At 64.8% G+C, this 17,054-nt stretch carries 18 protein-coding genes; 7 read left to right on the forward strand and 11 right to left on the reverse strand.

Going from position 1 to position 17,054, the window contains the following annotated elements; translation table 11 throughout:
* Nucleotides 1-71: 71 nt before the first annotated feature.
* From AB6802_RS28375 to AB6802_RS28395, 5 genes are read right to left on the reverse strand one after another with little or no spacing between them, the layout of a single operon-like run.
* Entirely contained in the window at nucleotides 72-1,376 is a 1,305-nt protein-coding gene (locus tag AB6802_RS28375) for an NAD(P)/FAD-dependent oxidoreductase (RefSeq protein WP_371013520.1), read from the reverse strand.
* A complete protein-coding gene (locus tag AB6802_RS28380) occupies nucleotides 1,373-2,356 on the reverse strand; it encodes a branched-chain amino acid ABC transporter permease (RefSeq protein ID WP_371013608.1) in 984 nt (327 codons plus the stop codon). Before AB6802_RS28380 ends, AB6802_RS28375 begins: the two co-directional genes overlap by 4 nt.
* On the reverse strand, nucleotides 2,353-3,261 hold the full coding sequence (locus tag AB6802_RS28385; protein ID WP_371013521.1) for a branched-chain amino acid ABC transporter permease: 909 nt from the start codon (nucleotides 3,259-3,261) through the stop codon (nucleotides 2,353-2,355). Before AB6802_RS28385 ends, AB6802_RS28380 begins: the two co-directional genes overlap by 4 nt.
* Nucleotides 3,258-4,007, reverse strand: coding sequence for an ABC transporter ATP-binding protein (locus AB6802_RS28390; protein ID WP_371013522.1), 750 nt, complete (start codon nucleotides 4,005-4,007; stop codon nucleotides 3,258-3,260). The genes AB6802_RS28385 and AB6802_RS28390 overlap by 4 nt, the downstream gene beginning before the upstream one ends.
* The gene (locus AB6802_RS28395; protein ID WP_371013523.1) at nucleotides 4,004-4,804 is read right to left on the reverse strand and encodes an ABC transporter ATP-binding protein; all 801 of its coding nucleotides are present in this window, start codon (nucleotides 4,802-4,804) and stop codon (nucleotides 4,004-4,006) included. Before AB6802_RS28395 ends, AB6802_RS28390 begins: the two co-directional genes overlap by 4 nt.
* A 122-nt stretch (nucleotides 4,805-4,926) precedes the next feature.
* Between AB6802_RS28395 and AB6802_RS28400 the strand changes: the two genes are divergently transcribed.
* From AB6802_RS28400 to AB6802_RS28425, 6 genes are read left to right on the forward strand one after another with little or no spacing between them, the layout of a single operon-like run.
* Nucleotides 4,927-5,658, forward strand: coding sequence for a GntR family transcriptional regulator (locus AB6802_RS28400; protein WP_371013524.1), 732 nt, complete (start codon nucleotides 4,927-4,929; stop codon nucleotides 5,656-5,658).
* Nucleotides 5,655-6,137, forward strand: a complete 483-nt coding sequence (locus AB6802_RS28405) for a DUF3830 family protein (protein ID WP_371013525.1) — start codon at nucleotides 5,655-5,657, stop codon at nucleotides 6,135-6,137. Before AB6802_RS28400 ends, AB6802_RS28405 begins: the two co-directional genes overlap by 4 nt.
* 1 nt (nucleotide 6,138) lies before the next feature.
* A complete protein-coding gene (locus AB6802_RS28410) occupies nucleotides 6,139-6,492 on the forward strand; it encodes a TIGR04076 family protein (RefSeq protein WP_371013526.1) in 354 nt (117 codons plus the stop codon).
* Nucleotides 6,489-7,544, forward strand: coding sequence for an aldo/keto reductase (locus AB6802_RS28415; RefSeq protein ID WP_371013527.1), 1,056 nt, complete (start codon nucleotides 6,489-6,491; stop codon nucleotides 7,542-7,544). The genes AB6802_RS28410 and AB6802_RS28415 overlap by 4 nt, the downstream gene beginning before the upstream one ends.
* Entirely contained in the window at nucleotides 7,541-7,972 is a 432-nt protein-coding gene (locus AB6802_RS28420) for a hypothetical protein (RefSeq protein WP_371013528.1), read from the forward strand. Before AB6802_RS28415 ends, AB6802_RS28420 begins: the two co-directional genes overlap by 4 nt.
* A gap of 41 nt (nucleotides 7,973-8,013) precedes the next feature.
* Nucleotides 8,014-9,273, forward strand: a complete 1,260-nt coding sequence (locus AB6802_RS28425; RefSeq protein ID WP_371013529.1) for an ABC transporter substrate-binding protein — start codon at nucleotides 8,014-8,016, stop codon at nucleotides 9,271-9,273.
* Nucleotides 9,274-9,333: 60 nt separating this feature from the next.
* Here the strand turns inward: AB6802_RS28425 and AB6802_RS28430 are convergent, their stop codons facing one another.
* The 5 genes from AB6802_RS28430 to AB6802_RS28450 all read right to left on the reverse strand — a co-directional run bounded on the left by AB6802_RS28430 (nucleotide 9,334) and on the right by AB6802_RS28450 (nucleotide 14,283).
* Nucleotides 9,334-10,419, reverse strand: a complete 1,086-nt coding sequence (locus tag AB6802_RS28430; protein ID WP_371013530.1) for a Gfo/Idh/MocA family protein — start codon at nucleotides 10,417-10,419, stop codon at nucleotides 9,334-9,336.
* 79 nt (nucleotides 10,420-10,498) lie between these two features.
* Nucleotides 10,499-11,263: an ATP-binding cassette domain-containing protein gene (locus AB6802_RS28435; RefSeq protein ID WP_371013531.1), complete on the reverse strand. Its 765-nt coding sequence runs from the start codon at nucleotides 11,261-11,263 to the stop codon at nucleotides 10,499-10,501.
* Complete coding sequence (locus AB6802_RS28440) at nucleotides 11,260-12,264, reverse strand: ABC transporter permease (protein ID WP_371013532.1); 1,005 nt, start codon at nucleotides 12,262-12,264, stop codon at nucleotides 11,260-11,262. Before AB6802_RS28440 ends, AB6802_RS28435 begins: the two co-directional genes overlap by 4 nt.
* Nucleotides 12,261-13,250: a substrate-binding domain-containing protein gene (locus AB6802_RS28445; RefSeq protein ID WP_371013533.1), complete on the reverse strand. Its 990-nt coding sequence runs from the start codon at nucleotides 13,248-13,250 to the stop codon at nucleotides 12,261-12,263. The genes AB6802_RS28440 and AB6802_RS28445 overlap by 4 nt, the downstream gene beginning before the upstream one ends.
* Before the next feature lie 385 nt (nucleotides 13,251-13,635).
* The gene (locus tag AB6802_RS28450) at nucleotides 13,636-14,283 is read right to left on the reverse strand and encodes a MarR family winged helix-turn-helix transcriptional regulator (protein ID WP_371013534.1); all 648 of its coding nucleotides are present in this window, start codon (nucleotides 14,281-14,283) and stop codon (nucleotides 13,636-13,638) included.
* A gap of 119 nt (nucleotides 14,284-14,402) precedes the next feature.
* Between AB6802_RS28450 and AB6802_RS28455 the strand changes: the two genes are divergently transcribed.
* Nucleotides 14,403-15,932, forward strand: coding sequence for an MDR family MFS transporter (locus AB6802_RS28455; protein WP_371013535.1), 1,530 nt, complete (start codon nucleotides 14,403-14,405; stop codon nucleotides 15,930-15,932).
* A gap of 15 nt (nucleotides 15,933-15,947) precedes the next feature.
* Here AB6802_RS28455 and AB6802_RS28460 read toward each other — a convergent pair whose 3' ends face one another.
* On the reverse strand, nucleotides 15,948-17,045 hold the full coding sequence (locus AB6802_RS28460; RefSeq protein WP_371013536.1) for an ABC transporter ATP-binding protein: 1,098 nt from the start codon (nucleotides 17,043-17,045) through the stop codon (nucleotides 15,948-15,950).
* Between the last annotated feature and the right edge of the window lie 9 nt (nucleotides 17,046-17,054).

Raw genomic sequence — 17,054 nt, forward strand, 5'->3', positions numbered from 1 at the left:
TCATCAATGCCTCCAAAACGAGGCTTGAATCATTCAAAAGCTCTCAGGGGAATCCTGATTCTCAACAGGCCCTAGCCTGCCGTCTCCAGCCGATCGCGCAACATGCTCCAGGGCAGCAGCACATTAGGCGCATAGCGCACGATGTCGTGGAACGGGATCGGCGATGGCGGCGCGAAAGGAAGCGGCAAGCCGCGGGCGTCCGCGCCGCTCGCCCAGTCGGCCAGCACCTTGCCCATCGCCGTCGTCATGGCGATGCCGCGTCCGTTGCAGGCGCGGCCGGCGATCAGTCCCGGTCCAAGGTCGACCAGGTGCGGCAGGAAATCCGGTTCGACCGCCGCCACTCCCGTCCAGCTATAGGCCAGCGGCGGCAAATCGGGCAGATCGAGATGATGGCCAAGCCGTCGCCAGATTGTCTGCGGCACGCGTGTGTCGGCGCCGGCGCTCAGAATATGCATGCCGCCGCTGATCAGCCGGTTGTCGGCATCGAAGCGGAAGGTGAAGAGATTGCGCCTGGTGTCGCCGACGCCTTGCCCGCCAGGCAGCAAACGCGTGCGCACGTCGCGCGGCAGCGGCTCGGTCGCGATCTGAAAAACCTTCAGCGGAACATAGGTTCGCTGCAGCAGCGGATTGAGCGACCCGCCATAGGCGTTGGTGGCGATCAGCACCTTGCCTGCGCGCGCCGAGCCCGATGGTGTTTTCAGCCTCCAGCCATCGGCCACGCGATCGACCGAGGTGACCGGCGTGTGCTCGAAGATCTTGGCCCCAGCCTTCTCCGCCGCATCGGCCAGTCCGTTCGCATAGGCGACCGGATTGAGCACGCCGCCCGAACGATCCATCCAGCCGCCGGCGTAACCGCGCGCGCCCGTCAGCGCCTCGACGTCCTGCCGATCGAGCGCAATGGCTGGCCGGCCGCGCAGCGCCCATTGGTCGGCTCGTGATTTGACCTTCTCGAAGGCGGCGGGCGAATGCGCCGGCTGGATCCATCCGTTCTGGACGGCGTCGCAGTCGATGCCGTGGCGCCGTATCAGGCCGAAAACCAGATCGGCGCTGCCGGCGGCAAAGTCGATCAGGCGTTCGCCGCGCTCGGGGCCGAGATGCGCAAGGATGCTGTCCGGATCCATCTTGGCGAAGTTCGGCACGACGAAACCGGCATTCCGGCCGGTCGCGCCCCAGGCGATGATTTCCGCTTCGAGGACAGCGACCGACAGCCCTTTCCCGGCGGCGTGCAACGCGGTCGACAGGCCGGAAAAACCACCGCCGACGATGGCCAGGTCGACATTGATCTCGTCTTGCAGCGTAGGCCGGGCGCGGCGGTTGCGGCTGACGGCATGCCAAAGCGATGCGCCGCGGGTTTCCTGTCGGATCACGGCATTCATGAGCTGGAATTGCTCTCGCCCACGGCCGCCTTCGCCCGCTTGCCGAAACGCGTCCGCCGTGGCCTGTCGCCGAACAATCCCTTCGGCCGGATCAACAGGATGACGCAAAGCATGACGCCGATTGCGACGATCTGCAGCGAGGCCGCGCGCGCCTGCTGCTCGGGCGAAAACAGCACGCTGGTCAGTGTGCCGGACCCGGCCCATATCCCCCACACGAGGATGCTGCCGATGACGGCGCCGAGATTGCTGCCCGAGCCGCCGACGATCAGCATCACCCAGACCTGGAAGGTCAAGATCGGCAGGTAATTGTCCGGCGCGATGAAGCCGGTGAAATGCGCTTGCAGCGCGCCGGCCAGCGCCATGATGGCGCCGCCGACGGCAAACGCCTGGACGCGGTAGAAACGCGCACTCTTGCCGAGCGAGATCGCCGCCCGCTCGTCCTCGCGCAGCGCCTTCAACACCCGGCCCCACGGGCTGCGCGCCAGATGCTCCAATGCGAGATAGGCGATCAGCGTGACAGCCGCGACCACGGCGAGGTTCGACAGGTTGAACAGCAGCGGCGTCTCGGCAAGGCCGCCGAAAGGACGCGGGATGAAGCCGATGCCGAATGGCCCGCCGGTCAGCTTCTGCGCGTTGAGCGCGACCAGTTGCACGACGACGGCGACGCCGAAAGTGGTGATCGCCAGATAGTCGGACCTGAGCCGCAATGTCGCCATGCCGGTCAGCGCCGCGGCAATGCCGCCGGCGACCGTGGCGCCCGCCCAGCCGACCAGGATCGGCAGGCCAAACCCGCCGAGCCGCGCGGCATCGTCCGGTGTCGTCAGCAGCGCGGATGTATAGGCGCCGATGGCGACGAAACCGGCGAGGCCGACATTGAACAGGCCGGTCAACCCCCACTGCAGATTGAGCCCTAAAGTGACCAGCGAAAAGATCAGTGCGGTGGTCAGGAAGAAGGCGCCGTAGCCGAGCAGGTCCATCAGCGTTCCTTCACACCAAAAAGGCCGATCGGCCGCACGAACAGCACCGCCATCAGGATGATGAAGGAGACGGCGGCGCGCCATTCGGCGCCGATCAGCTGCACTGCGCCGGCTTCGGCGAGCCCGATGATCAAGCCGCCGAGCACCGCGCCCGGGATGCTGCCGATACCGCCGAGAATGGCGGCGGCAAACATCGGCAGAAGCATGTCGAAGCCCATGAACGGGCGGATCTGCACCAGAATGCCGATCATCACGCCGGCGACGCAGGCGAGTGCCGCGCCGATGATCCAGGTGACGCGCACCACGCTGGCGACGTCGATGCCGACGATGCGGGCAAGGGCTGCATTCTGGCTCAGCGCCTGCATCGAGCGGCCGGTCTGCGTGCGCGTCATCAACAGATGCACGCCGAGCACCAGCACTGCGGTCAGCAGCAGCAATGCGATCTGGTCAGGCGTGATGCGGATGCCGAAACCGACCGGCATGGCGATCTGGATCGCCCGGCTGAAATAGGTCGGTCGCGAAGTGAAGGTGAATTCGAGCAGGCTCCTGAGCGCCATCGAAGCGCCGAAGCTCGCCATCACCACGATGATCGCTTGCCCCTGCGAGCGCAGCCGCGAAAACAGCACCTTGTCGAGCAGCAGCGCCAGCAGAGCGGTGAACGCCATGCCGACGACCAGCGCGACGAGCAGCGGCCAGCCGAAGGACAGCGGCGCGATCGGCGCTATTTTGCCGAACATCGCCCCGATGGCGCTGACCACGGTGAGCGTCGCATAGGTGCCCCAGGCCATGAAGTCGCCATGGGCAAAATTCGAGAAGCGCAGGATCGAATAGGTCAGCGTCACGCCGATGGCGCCGAGGCCGATCATCGAACCGGTGAGCAACCCGTCGACGATAAATTGCAGGCTCATGCCGAGCCTCCCTTGCCGGCGCGAGAAGGGCGCTGGCCGAGATAGAGTTCGGCGACAACCGGATCGTTCCAGAGTTCGGAGGCGACGCCCTCGTGCCGGTCCTTGCCCTCGACCAGCACATAGGCGCGGTCGCCGATGGCCAGCGCCGCCTTGGCGTTCTGTTCGACCAGAAGGATGGTGACGCCGGACTTACGGATGCCGGCCAGCATCTCGAACACCATCGAGACGAATTTCGGCGACAGGCCGGCCGACGGTTCGTCGAGCACCAGCACCTTGGGATGGACGATCAGGGCGCGGGCGACGGCAAGCATCTGCCGTTGCCCGCCCGACAGATTGCCGGCGGCGGTGCGGCGCTGGCGGACGAGGTCGGGGAAGGCGGTATACATCTCCTCGATGCGGCCAGGGATGTCGCGCCGTTCGAGGATGCCGCAGGCGACTTTGAGATTGTCCTCGACCGACATCAGCGGAAAGATGTTCTCGGTCTGCGGCACGAAGGCGAGGCCAAGCCGCACCATGGTGTGGGCCGGCGCGGCGGTGATGTCCTTGCCATCCAGCAGCACCGCGCCGCCGGTGATCGGGACCAGGCCGGCGATCGCCTTGATGAAGCTAGACTTGCCGGCGCCGTTGGGGCCGAGCACGACGACGATCTCGCCCTTGCTGACGCTGATCGAGGCGCCGCGCACGATCGGCACGCCGGGTTCGTAGCCGGCTTCCAGGTTGCGCACATCGAGCACGATCTCGCTCATGTCGCGCCTCCGAGATAGGCCTCGATGACGCGCGGGTCGCGGGCGACCTCTTCGGCCGTGCCTTCGCTGAGCAGCTGGCCGCTCGCCATGACCAGAACGCGGTGGCAGAGCCGCGTCACCATGTCGATGTTGTGCTCGATCAGCAGGAAGGTGATGCCGCGTGCATTGATGTCGCGGATGCGGTCGATGATGACTTCGAGCAGCGTCGCGTTGACACCGGCCGCCGGCTCGTCGAGCAGGATGATCGCCGGGTCGGCCATCATGACGCGGGCAAGTTCCAGCAATTTGCGCTGGCCGCCGGACAACACGCGCGCCGGCTCATGTGCGAGATGGGTGAGGGTGACAAGTTCCAAAAGGTCGAGCGCCTTGGCCCTTGCCGCCTTTTCCTGTGCCGCCACCCGCCACGGCGTGACGAAATTGGCGAGCAGCTTTTCGCCGGCCTGGCCCTGCGCGGCCAACATGATGTTTTCGATCAGCGTCAGATTGGGCAGCGGGCGCGGGATCTGAAAGGTGCGGCCAAGACCTCGGCCGATGCGCAGATGCGCGGCTTCGCCAGAGACGAGCGTGCCGTTGAGCAGGATATCGCCGCTGGTCGGCACTATGCTGCCAGCAAGCAGATCGAACATCGTCGTCTTGCCGGCGCCATTCGGTCCGATCAGGCCGAGAATCTCTCCAGCCCTGACATCAAACGAGACGTCATTGACGGCGACAAGGCCGCCGAACCGCCTGACGACATTCCTTGCCGTCAGAACCGGTGCCCGGGTCTCTTGCCCTTGGCGCTCCGCTGCCTCGCTCATCAAACCCTCTGGCCGAAGACGATCGTCGTCGCCTCCTTGATTTGTGATCACACTTGCTTTGATCACGCTATTCGGCTTTAATTTCATCCGCAAGCCGAAAACGGGCCAAGACCGGGAGTGCCATGCAAAAGGCTGCCATCGAACGAAACAACGAAACGATCGCGGCCCAGCTTACGCCGGTCGGCCGCGAGACCGTGCAGGATCGCGTCTATTCCGAGTTGCGCCGGGCCCTGATCGGCGGCCTGTTCGAGCCGAACCAGGTGCTGACCATCCGTGGCCTGGCCGATGCGCTGGTCACCTCGACCATGCCGGTGCGCGAAGCGCTCGGACGGCTGATCACGGAAAAGGCGCTGGAGGCGCTGCCCAACCGCTCGGTGCGCGTGCCGCCGATCACGCTGGAGCGTATCGACGACCTTTTGCGCGCCCGCTCCCTCATCGAAGGCGAAGCGATCGCGCTTGCCGCCACCCGCATGAGCCAGCGCCAGATCGCGTCCATCGAAGCCATGCTCGGCGAGTGGGACGAGATGCGGGCTTTGAAGCACAAGAAGGATATCGACCGCGAGGCGACGCTCAACCAGAGCTTCCATTTCGAGATCTATCGCTGCTGCGGCTCGGCCGTGCTGATCCCGATGATCGAGAGCCTGTGGCTGCAATCCGGACCTTGCATCCGCGTCGCCATCTACGCCTTTTCCGACGCCGGCGAGGTCGACACCGCGCACTATCACCGCAGCATCGTCGCGGCTCTCGCCAAACAGGATGCGCAGGCCGCGCGCGAAGCATTGGTCGCTGACATCAGCCGGCCTTTTGCTTTCCTGCGCGACAAGCTTCAATCCGCAGGAAAAGGCCAGACATGACCTCCATCAGCATCACCGAGCCGCGCTCGAAGCTTTCCGTGACGGCGCTGCTGCTGGCCGAAAAAGCGCCGGAAAATGCAGCCTTTCTCCAGACGTATCTCGCCACGCCACGCGTCGTCCCAGGTATCCATGCGATGTGGACGGGTCCGGAAATTTCCTGTCCGGTTCCATCCGCGGATCTCGAGGGCCAAGCCTACGCCCAGCCATTGCCGGCGGAGAACGCGACCTTGACACCGCAACCGGGCGACATCGTGTTGTCCTACGTGCCGCCGCGCATGTGGAGCGGCAATCCCAATGCGATCTTCGACATCGGCCTCTACTACGGGCAGGGCGCGCGGCTTCTGTTCCCGATCGGCTGGTTGGCCGGCAGCGTGGTGGCGCAAGTGCGAGCCGATCAGCGCGACCAGTTCGCCGCTGCCTGCGGCGTGATCCGCCGCAATGGCGCCTGCGACATCACCTTCAGCCTGGTGGAGGCCTGACATGGCTGACGACAGTTTCGAGCTCTTCGATCTTCGCGTCGAAGCGGTCATCCCCGAGGGCAAGCCGATCTATTGCGGCGCCAAGCCCGGCGACTATTTCGAGCTCAAGGGTGAGATGCTGTCGATGCCGGCAGGGCAGAGTTTTTCGATCTATTCGCTTGCCTCGGTCTTGCCGTTTCTCGCGGCAAAGCAGCGCTCGACCGACCGCAATGACTGGATGACCTCGGACGCCGAGATCGCCTGTCCCGACCCCAATTGCGCCAGCCGGCTGCGGATCGTCAGGCTGGCCAAGCGGCGGTTCAGCCATGCCGAGACCACGGCCGTGCCGCTGCCGAAGGAGAACGACCAGGAATGACCGCCAAGACCTTCGAGCTCAGCCCCGGCTACACCATCTCGCGCGTCATCCGCGGCGGCTGGCAGCTCGCCGGCGGGCACGGCGCCATCGACCGCAGTCAGGCGGTGACCGACCTGATCGCCACTTTCAATGCCGGCATCTTCACCTACGATTGCGCCGACATCTACACCGGCGTCGAGGAGCTGATCGGCGCCGCGCGCCTTCGATTGGCCAACGAGCGCGGCCTCGACGTTGCCGCCAGGATGAAGGTGCACACCAAGCTGGTGCCCGACCTTGAACGGCTGGCCGGCGTCAGCCGCGACTATATCCGGGGCATCGTCGACCAATCGCTGCGGCGGCTGAAAACCGAACGCATCGATCTCGTCCAGTTCCACTGGTGGGATTATGAGCAGCCCCGTTATGTCGAGGCGATGGGCTGGCTGAACGAGATGCGGCTCGAGGGCAAGCTGCGCAATCTCGGCACCACCAATTTCGACACCGAGCGTCTCGGCGAAATCCTGGCTGCCGGCATCCCGCTGGTCAGCCAGCAATTGCAATATTCCGTCCTCGACCAGCGTCCGGCTCGCAACCTTGCCGCGCTGGCGAAGCAGCATGGCATGCATTTCCTCTGCTACGGATCGGTGGCCGGCGGCTTCCTCAGCGATCGATGGCTGGGCGAGGCCGAGCCGTCCGCGCCGCTCGAGAACCGCTCGCTGGTCAAGTACAAGCTGATCATCGACGACTTTGGCGGCTGGGCGCTTTTCCAATCGCTGCTCGAGGCGTTGAAAGCGGTGGCCGATCGCCACGGCGTCGACATAGCCACCATCGCCAGCGCCTGGGTGCTGGAACAGCCGCAGGCCGCCGCCGTCATCGTCGGCGCCCGCAATCAGGCGCACGCGCTCGCCAATGCCCGTATCATGGACGTCGCGCTGTCGGCCGAGGACCGCGCCGCGATCGGCGCCGTGATTGCGCAAAGCCCCGGCCTCGACGGTGACGTCTACACGCTTGAGCGCGACCGTCACGGTCGCCACGGTTCGATCATGCACTACAATCTGAACGCGGGGCGGGTATGAACGCCACTGACACGACGCTGTTTTCAAAGGCCAGCGCGGAGGTCATCGACCTGCATCGCTTCTTCGTCGACTGGTTCGTCGCCGCGCGTGCCGACACGGTCGACTTCAGCCGCTTCGAACGCGCCATGGGCGATGGCCTCAGCATGGTTGCGCCGGACGGCAAGGTGCTCGATCGCGCAGCTGTCGTCGACCATGTCCGCTCAAGCCGCGCCACGTGCGACGATGGCTTTGCCATCTCGATCGAGGACGTCCGGCCCGGTTGGCAGAGCGCCAACACGATCATTGTCTTCTACGTCGAGGCGCAGCTGCGCGCGGGCAAGCACAGCCGCCGCCAGTCGAGCGCCGTCCTCACCACCAGTTCATCGGCGCCCAACGGCGTCGAATGGCGGCATCTGCATGAAACCTGGCTGCAGGTGCCGGGAGGCTGAACAGGCAAAGTTTTAGTCGTGTAACGAAAAGGGGAACAGCAATGAAAAAGACAATACTCCAACTCACCACAGCACTTGCCCTCGTGACGATGGCCGGCACCGCCCACGCGGCCGACTGCAAGATCACCGTCGGCCTCGTCATGGAATTGACAGGTCCTGCGGGCGAATATGGCCAGGCCGGCGCCAAGTCTGTCGAGATGGCCTTCCGCGACATCAACGCCGCCGGCGGCGTGCGCGGCTGCGATCTCGCCACCGACACGCGCGACAGCCAGAGCCAGGGCAACATCGCGGTCGACGCCGCGACCCAGCTGGTTCAGGTCAAGAAGGTGCCGGTGATCATCGGCGGCATCATTTCCTCGGTGTCGATCCCGATCCTGACGTCGGTCACCGGACCGGCCAAGATCGTCCAGGTCTCGCCGGCGTCGTCCTCGCCGACGCTGACGGCGCTCGGCCGCGACGGCAAGACCAATGGCATCTTCTTCCGCACCATCACGTCGGATGCGCTGCAGGGCGTCGCCGCCGCCAAATACGCCATCGACAAGGGCTTCAAGAAACTGTCGATCATCCACGTCAACAACGACTTCGGCGTCAACATGGTGGCAGAGTTCGCGCGCGCCTACAAAGCGCTCGGCGGCACCATCGTCTCCGACACGCCCTACAATGAGAAGCAGTCGAGCTATGCCTCGGAGGTCACCGCGGCGATGGCGGGCGAGCCTGACGGGCTCTACCTCGTGAGCACGCCCGTCGACGGCGCCACGGTCGCCCGCACCTGGATTTCGCAAGGCGGCGTGCAGAAGTTTTTGCTCAATGACGGCATGAACAGCCCCGACTTCATCGAGTCCGTCGGCGCCGATTATCTGAAGGAAGCCTATGGCACGTCGTCCGGCACCAGCCCGACGGCCTCCACCGACTATTTCATGAAGAACTACAAGGAGTTCTCCGGTATCGAACCGTCGAACCCGGCCGCCGACCGTTCCTATGACGCCGGCGCCATCGTCGGCCTTGCCATCGCCATTGCCGGTTCGGAAGATCCGGGCAAGATCAAGGACGCCATGTACAAGGCGGTCGATCCGGCCGGCACGCCGATCTTCGCCGGCAAGGAGGAGTTCGCCAAGGCGCTCGGCCTGATCAAGGACGGCAAGCCGATCCGCTATGAAGGCGTCATCGGCCCGGTTTCCTTCGACAAATATGGCGACATCACCGGCCCGTTCCGGCTGTGGAAGATCGTCGACGGCAAGGTGACGACCGACGGCGAAATGACGACGGACGACGTCAACGCGCTGCAGGCGAAATTGCAGTAGCGTTCGAATGACTTGTCCGGCGGCGGCCCTCGTGGAGCGCCGCCGGAAGGTTTGGTTTTCTCAGCTCCCGCCGCTCTCCTTCATCCGCTCGATGATCTGCGCCATCAGCGCGAGGTCGCGGCGTGAATCGGCGAGGTCGGTGAGCGGCCTGCTGCCGTCCATGATGTGGCGATGGAAAATCTCCAGCTCGTTGGAGAAGGCATCGCCATAGAGCGGCCCGAAGGCCTTCGTCACCGGACCGAGCGGACCGGCTTCCGTCACCTCCAGCCGCGTCGGCAGGCTGCGGATGTAGGGCGTCTCATAGATGATGCGCACCCGCTTGCTGTTCGAGCGCACCTCGATCATGGCGTCGAACAGGCCGAGATCGTCGACCACCGCAGCGTAAAGGCAGGCGAAATGGCCGTAGTCGAAGGTGACGCTGGTGTTGGCGCCACCATTGGTGCGGTGCGCCGCCACCACCCGCTTCGGCTCGCCGAGCAGGCCGCGCATGGCCGAGATGTGATGCGAGGAAAGCGCCGTCAGCCCGCGATAGGCGCGCACCAGATCGGCGGGCGCGTCCTTGCCCACCACCTCGCGGATCAGCGCGTCACGCTCGCTGGCGCCGCGCGAAAGAATCGCCGGGTCGATGTCGGCGGGATAGAGCACATTCTGGCTCTTCTTGAGAAAATGCCGCCCTTCCGAGATCAGGTCGAAGATGCGCACATGGGTGATGTCGTCATAGGCCGGCAGTTCCTGCCGCGCCGCCAGATAGGCCGGCGCGTAGCGGCGCATGTAGCCGACAAAGATGGTCTTGTCGTAGTCCTTGCTCAAGGCCAGCAATTCATCGATCTCGCGCACCGTCAGGCATGCCGGCTTTTCGAGCAGGATGTGCTTTCCGGCTTCGATGGCGGCGCGCACGAAGCGGCTGTGCGTGTCGTCGGAAGAAAGCACGAAGACGGCGTCGATATCGGGCGAAGCAATCAGCGCCTCCGCGCTCTCATAGGCTTTCGCCGTCGCATATTTTGACGTGATGAGGCCCACCAGGCTTGGCGAAACATCATGGACGCCGGCGATCACCCAACGGTCGCTCTGGTCGGCCAGCACCGGCAGATGGATCGACTGCGCGACCTCTCCTAGACCCACAAGCCCGATACGGATCAGCGCCACGGCACACTCCCTTCATTGTTGTCTTGATGGATGTCTTTGGCCCAAAACCGCTGGACACTTTTGGGAGACATGCAACGGATCATGCCGCCCCCGTCACCAGCGCCACCAATTCGTTGCCGCTGGTCTCGGACGCACGCACCGTCGCCACCATCTTGCCGGCGCGCATCACCCAGATCTGGTCGCTGAGGCGCCGTACCTGATCGAAATTGTGGCTGATCAGGATGATAGAAACGCCTTGCTCGCGTAAGCGTCGGATCAGCGCCTCGACATTGGCGGTCTCCTGCACGCCGAGCGCGGCGGTCGGCTCGTCCATCACCACCAGCTTGGCGCCGGAGCCGGCGGCCCGGCAGATCGAGATCGCCTGCCGCTGTCCTCCCGACAGCCGCCGCACGCGCTGGCTGACCGACGGCATGTTGATCGACAGGCGCGACAGCATGACGCGCGCCTGGTTCTTCATCGCCTTGCGGTCGAGCAGCGCGAACGGTCCGATGCGGCGCACGATCTCGCGGTTGAGGAAAAGGTTCTGCGCCACCGTCAATTCGTCGATCAGCGCCAGGTTCTGGTGCACGGTCTCGATGCCTGCCTTGCGCGCGCCGTCGGGATTGGCGAACGGATGCGCTTGGCCGTCGAAATGGATCGTCCCGCCGTCGGGTTGATGCACCCCGACCAGGCAGCGGATCAGTGTCGACTTGCCGGCGCCGTTGTCGCCGATCACCGCGGTCACCTCGCCGCGACGGGCCTGGAAGTCGACATCGGTGAAGGCGCGGATGCCGCCGAAATGCTTGCTCAGCCCCTGGCAGGCGAGGATCGCTTCAGAGGGTTGGATGTGATTGGCCGCGCTCATTTCTGGTACCGCATGATCAGGGCTGCCAGCACCACGATGACGCCGACGGCAAGCGGTTGATAGAAGGCCGAGACGCTGAGCAGCGTCAGCCCGTTGACAAGCGCCGTCAGCATCAGTGCGCCGATGGCCGGGCCGAGGATGCTGGCGCGGCCGCCGAACAGGCTGACGCCGCCCAGCACCACGGCTGCGACCGAATTCAACAGCAGGCTGGTGTTGATCTGCGGCTCGGCCGAGCCGATGCGTGCCACCAGGAGGATCGCGGCGATGCCGGCGCAGAAGCCGGAGATCGTGTAGGCGGCAATCTTCACCCTGTCGGTGCGGATGCCGAGCGCGCCGGCGCTCTCGGCCTGGCCGCCGGTTGCCAAGAGATGCACGCCGAAGCGCGTGTGGTAGAGCGCGACATGGGCGACGATGAGGGCGGCGATCGCCACCCAGACCGGATAGCCGAACGGTCCGAACTTGCCCGAAGCGAGCTTGAGCAGAAAGGTCGAGCCGACCATGGTGGGCTCGCCGCCGGAAATGATCAGGCCAAGACCGGTGATGCCCGAAAGCGTGCCCAGCGTCACCACGAAATCGGGGATTCGGCCCGCGGTGATCAGCACCCCGTTGACGAGGCCGATGGCGCTGGTTGCGAGCACCGCCGCCACGCAGGCGGCGAAGATACCCCAACCGGCGGCGTCGAGGAGGCCGAGGATGACGGCGCCCAGCATGACGGCGGCGGCAAGCGAAAGATCAATGCCCGAGGTCGCCACGACGAAGGTCTGGCCGATCGACAGCACGACCAGGATCGCGGCGGCGAGCAGCACGGCCTGCAGATTGGCGAGGCTGAGGAAAACCGGCGAGGTGATGCCGAACAGGATGACCAGCCCAACCAGGCCGACGACGGATGCCCAGTCGGCCCAGAAGGATGGATCGAGGAGGAGAGCCGCAAGGGAGGAACGGCTCTCCTCCGTCACGCCCGCCTGTGAGTTGGCGGGCGCGTTGTCGGTCGGAAGGCTCACTTCAGCATCTCGCGCAGCGGATCGGGATAGTCGCCGCCGGGAGCGGGGAAGTTCTTCAGCGAGGCTTCGGCATTGTCCTTGTTGATCAACAGCACCGGCGCCGGCACGTTGGCGGGCAGTTCCTTGCCCATCGTCGCCGCCTTGCAGGCCTCGACGCCCATCGCGCCGACCACATAGGGGTATTGCGCGACGGTGGCGGTGAGTTCGCCGGCCGCGACCGATTTCAACGCGTCGACGATGCCGTCGAGGCCGATCACCTTGACGTCCTTGCCGGAGGTCCTGACCGCGCGCTCGACGCCGAGCGCCATGATGTCGTTGGCGGCGAAGAAGCCGGCGAGATCCGGATGCGCCTGCAAGATGTCGGTCGCTGCCGTCAGCGCCTTCTCGCGATCCCAGTCGGCGCTCACCATCACCACCACGTCGAGCTTGCCTTCGACGGCCTGCTTGAAGCCCTTGATGCGGGCGTTGGAGCCGACATCGCCGACGATGCCGGCGATCAGCGCGACCTTGGAGCCGTTCGGCACCAGCTTCAGCATCTCCTCGCCGGCGAGTGCGCCGGCCGCGACATTGTCGGTGCCGATATAGGTCGACACAGTGAAGCCGGCAGCCTTGGCCTGCTCGGCATCGATGGTCGAGTCGATGTTGACGATCGGCTTCTTCTTCTGGGCGACCGGCACCAGCGCCTGCACCAAATTGGAGACGCTGATCGGATTGACCAGGTAGCAATCGTAATCCTGCAGCGCCATGGCGGTCAGCTTGTCGGCCTGTCCCGTCGCGTCGCCCATATTAGCGGCGGCCTGCACGGTGACGCCGACGCCGTCCGCCTCGGCCTGCTCCTCGATGCCTTTCTGCATGGTCTGGAAGAACGGATTGTCGAGGCCCTTGACGATCGCCGCGACCTTGGCGGCGTCCTCGGCATGGGCGGGTAGGGCAAGCGTCGTTGCCAGTAGGCCGGCGCCGAGCGCCAGGCGATTGAACATGCGCATATTTATTCCTCCTCCGGATTTTTGGTTGTCGGCTCCTTGTTCTGCGAACGGCAACGCTGACGGAACACAAGCGACCCCGGCGCTTGCGTCGGGGAAACGATGACCGGCTGGTACGCGCAACGCGCGCCCGGTGCGGGTCTCTTCCGTGTCAGGCATTTGCTCCTCCCAGAGCGCTGGTCTATGCCTCACCAGCATTTCCGCATGGTTTAGAAAAATTTTACGTACGTCAATAATTAAAATAGAGCGCAGTGGATTTTATGCGCTGGAACACGACAGGAATGGGCGATCGCAGCAGATTGGCGAGCGCGACGACGGCTACAGTTGACCCGCCAATAGAATTAGGAGATGTCGCGTTCGGACAGAGCTGGGCTTGCGGCTGTGCCGCCTATTTGGCCTCGGGTAGCGACGGTTCCATCTCGTCCATCATCTGCTTGACGGCATCCGCCGCTTTGCGCATCCCCGCATCGTCGATCGCCCAACCGGCGAAGCGCTCCAGCAAGGTGGCGAACGTCACCAGGTCCTGCTGATCCCACTGCGCCAATGCACCAGCGAAAATCCGCCATTTGGTCTGGCGCACCGCCGTCACCAGGCGCTCGCTCTTGGCGGTGAGCTTGAGGCAAATGCGCCTTGCATCGAGTTGCGAGGCGACGCGGAAAGCGTAGCCGCGCTCGACGAGATCGGCCGAGATGCGGCTGGCGCGCGACGGGTCGATTCCCATGCGCTCGGCGATGATGCCGACCGTCACCTCGTCCTGCGGCGTGTCGCTGGCGAACGCGCTGAGCGCGACAATCGCATCGAGGTGGCTCACTTCCAGCGAGGGATCGATGCGCTCCAGGATCAAACGACCGAAATCCCGGCGCTGTACAGAGCGGCGCACCTTGTTCATCACCGCATCGATGGCGGCGACGGCCTCGGCCGCCGCTTCTGACAGGCCGTTGCTGCGCGCCAGATCCGCGAGGTCCTGGTCACCGTGCGTCTGGCACAGGGCTGAAAATCGGTCGGGCTTGTCCGCCACGGCATCGTTGTTGCTCATACCATGGCGCGCTAGCAAAAATATGTGCGGATGTCAATTATGTGCCGATAGCATATATTTGATGTTGACATATATCTGCTGCCGGCACATAAGCCGCGTCCAGTCTACGGAGACACCCAATGACTCTCGACTCGACCCTCCCAGATGCGCCGCCCGCGCAAGCCGAAGCCAGCCCCGACCTGACGACATTGATCGTCTATTGCGGCGCGCTGATCGCCATGTTCATGGCCACCATCGACATGCAGATCGTCGTCACCTCCTTGCCGACCATTGCCGGTGAACTCGGCAATCTGCATCTGTTCGGCTGGGTGGGCGCCGCCTATCTGCTCTCGACCGCCGCAGTCTCGCCATTCTACGGCAAGCTCGGCGACATGTATGGCCGCAAGAACGTCGTGCTGACGGCGATCGGCCTGTTCCTGCTCGGTTCGCTGGTCTGCGGCATGGCATGGTCGATGGAGAGCCTGATTGCCGCGCGCGTGCTCCAAGGCATTGGCGGCGGCGGCTTGATGGTCTCGGCCTTCGCCATGATCGGCGAGTTGTTTTCGCCGCGCGACCGCGCCAAGTACCAGGGTTACAGCTCGGCGGTGTTCGCGCTGTCGTCGGTGCTCGGCCCGCTGGCTGGCGGCTACATCACCAGCCTGTTCGGCTGGCGCTGGGTATTCCTGGTCAATCTGCCGATCGGCATTGTCGTGATAGCGGTGCTGGCGTTCGCCATGCGCAGCCGCTTCAACGAGAAGAAGCATCATGTCGATTATCTGGGCGGCGCGCTGCTCGCCATCGGCACGACGGCCATCGTCTATTGGGGCTATCATGTGCTCGACCCGTCCGGGCCGGACCTCTTCACCTTCGCGCTGCCGGTTCTCGCGCTGGTCGCCATCGCCTTGTTCATCATGGTCGAACGGCGGGCCGACGAGCCGATCGTGCCGTTGCGGCTGTTCGGCAATTCCACGGTCAGCATCGTCTCGGGCGTGTCGCTGGTCGCCGGCACGGTGACGCTGGGCATGTTCTTCTATTTCGCCCTCTACATGCAGACGTTGACGGGTCTCAGTCCCGCCGAAGTCGGCTTCCTGTTTCTGCCGACGTCGCTGACGTCGATGGTCATCTCGATCGTTGCCGGGCGGGTGATTGCCGCGACTGGACGCTACAAATGGATGCCGGTGGTGGCGATGGCTATTGGCGGCCTGCTGATGATAGGCTTTGTCTTCACCAACCAGCACACGCCGATCTGGGTGCTGGCGGCGATGATGGCTACATTTGGCGTCAGCATGGGCCTGCAGTTCCAGGTGCTGATCGTGGCGATCCAGGCGGCAGCACCGCTGCAGGACATCGGCGCGGTGACCTCGCTGATCACCCAGGCGCGGACGCTCGGCGCGTCGCTCGGCCTGGCGCTGAACGGCGCGGTGATGATCTGGGCCTTGAACCGGCAGACGGCAAAGCTTCCCGCCGACGCAGCCGCTTTGCTGCCGCAAGGGCTGAACGGGCTCACCCCGCACATCGCCGCGAGCCTGCCGGCCGCGATCCGCGCGGTGGTGCTCGATCACTATTCCAGCGGCTTCAACGTCATGTTCCTCTGGGTTGCGGCGCTCTATTTCGTCGCCATGGGGCTGACGCTGCTGCTCGAGAACAGGGAAATCCCGAAGCGGGCCTGAGCAAGTCGAGGCGGACTAAACTGAGGTCCGCTGAAGCGGCGCCAGCGCCTGCCCGACGGCATTGAACAGATGGCAGGCCGATGGCGCTATATCGAGCGCGATCGGCGCGTGCAGCGGCGTGGCGTCGCCGCCTTCGGCCTGCACCACCAGCGAAACCTCCGGCGTCACCTCGACATGGAAGATGGTCAGGCTGCCGAGCCGTTCGGCGAGTGCTGCCTGTCCCTTGAGCAGGCCGTCGGGCGCGATCTTCAGATGCTCCGGCCGCATGCCGAGCAGCAGCTCGTCGCCGGGCTTGATGCCGCCAGCCGCCACAGGCACCGTGAGTGACTTGCCGCCGGGCAGGCTTACCCCGACGCCGTCGCTTGCAGCCGCGGTCGCCTTCACCTTGATCAGGTTCATCTTCGGCGAGCCGATGAAGCCGGCAACGAAAATGTTGGCAGGGCGGTTGTAGAGATCGAGCGGCGAGCCGACCTGTTCGATGCTGCCGGCATTCAGCACCACGATCTTGTCGGCCATGGTCATGGCCTCGATCTGGTCGTGGGTGACATAGATCATCGTCGCCTTGAGCTGCTCGTGCAGCCGCATCAGCTCCAGCCGCATCGAGACGCGCAATGCCGCGTCGAGGTTCGACAGCGGCTCGTCGAACAGGAACACTTTCGGGTTGCGCACGATGGCGCGGCCGATGGCGACGCGCTGGCGCTGGCCGCCCGACAGCGCCTTCGGCCGCCGTTCCAGCAGGTGCGCAAGCTGCAGCACATCGGCCGCTTCCTTCACCTTGCGCTCGCGCTCCGGGGCCGGCACGCCGGCGATCTTCAGGGCGAAGCCCATATTGTCGGCGACGCTCATATGCGGGTAGAGCGCGTAAGACTGGAACACCATGGCAAGTCCGCGTTCCGAAGGATCGACGTCGTTGGCGCGCGCGCCGTCGATGGTGAGGTCGCCTGCGGTGATTTTTTCCAGGCCCGCGATCATGCGCAGCAAGGTCGACTTGCCGCAGCCGGACGGCCCGACGAAGACGACGAATTCGCGGTCGGCGACGTCGAGATCGATACCCCGGATGATCTCCGCCGATCCATAGGATTTGCGCACGCCGCGCAGCTTGAGCTCAGCCATGGCTTGCCT

Source organism: Mesorhizobium sp. RCC_202 (assembly GCF_041355295.1).
GTDB lineage: Bacteria > Pseudomonadota > Alphaproteobacteria > Rhizobiales > Rhizobiaceae > Mesorhizobium.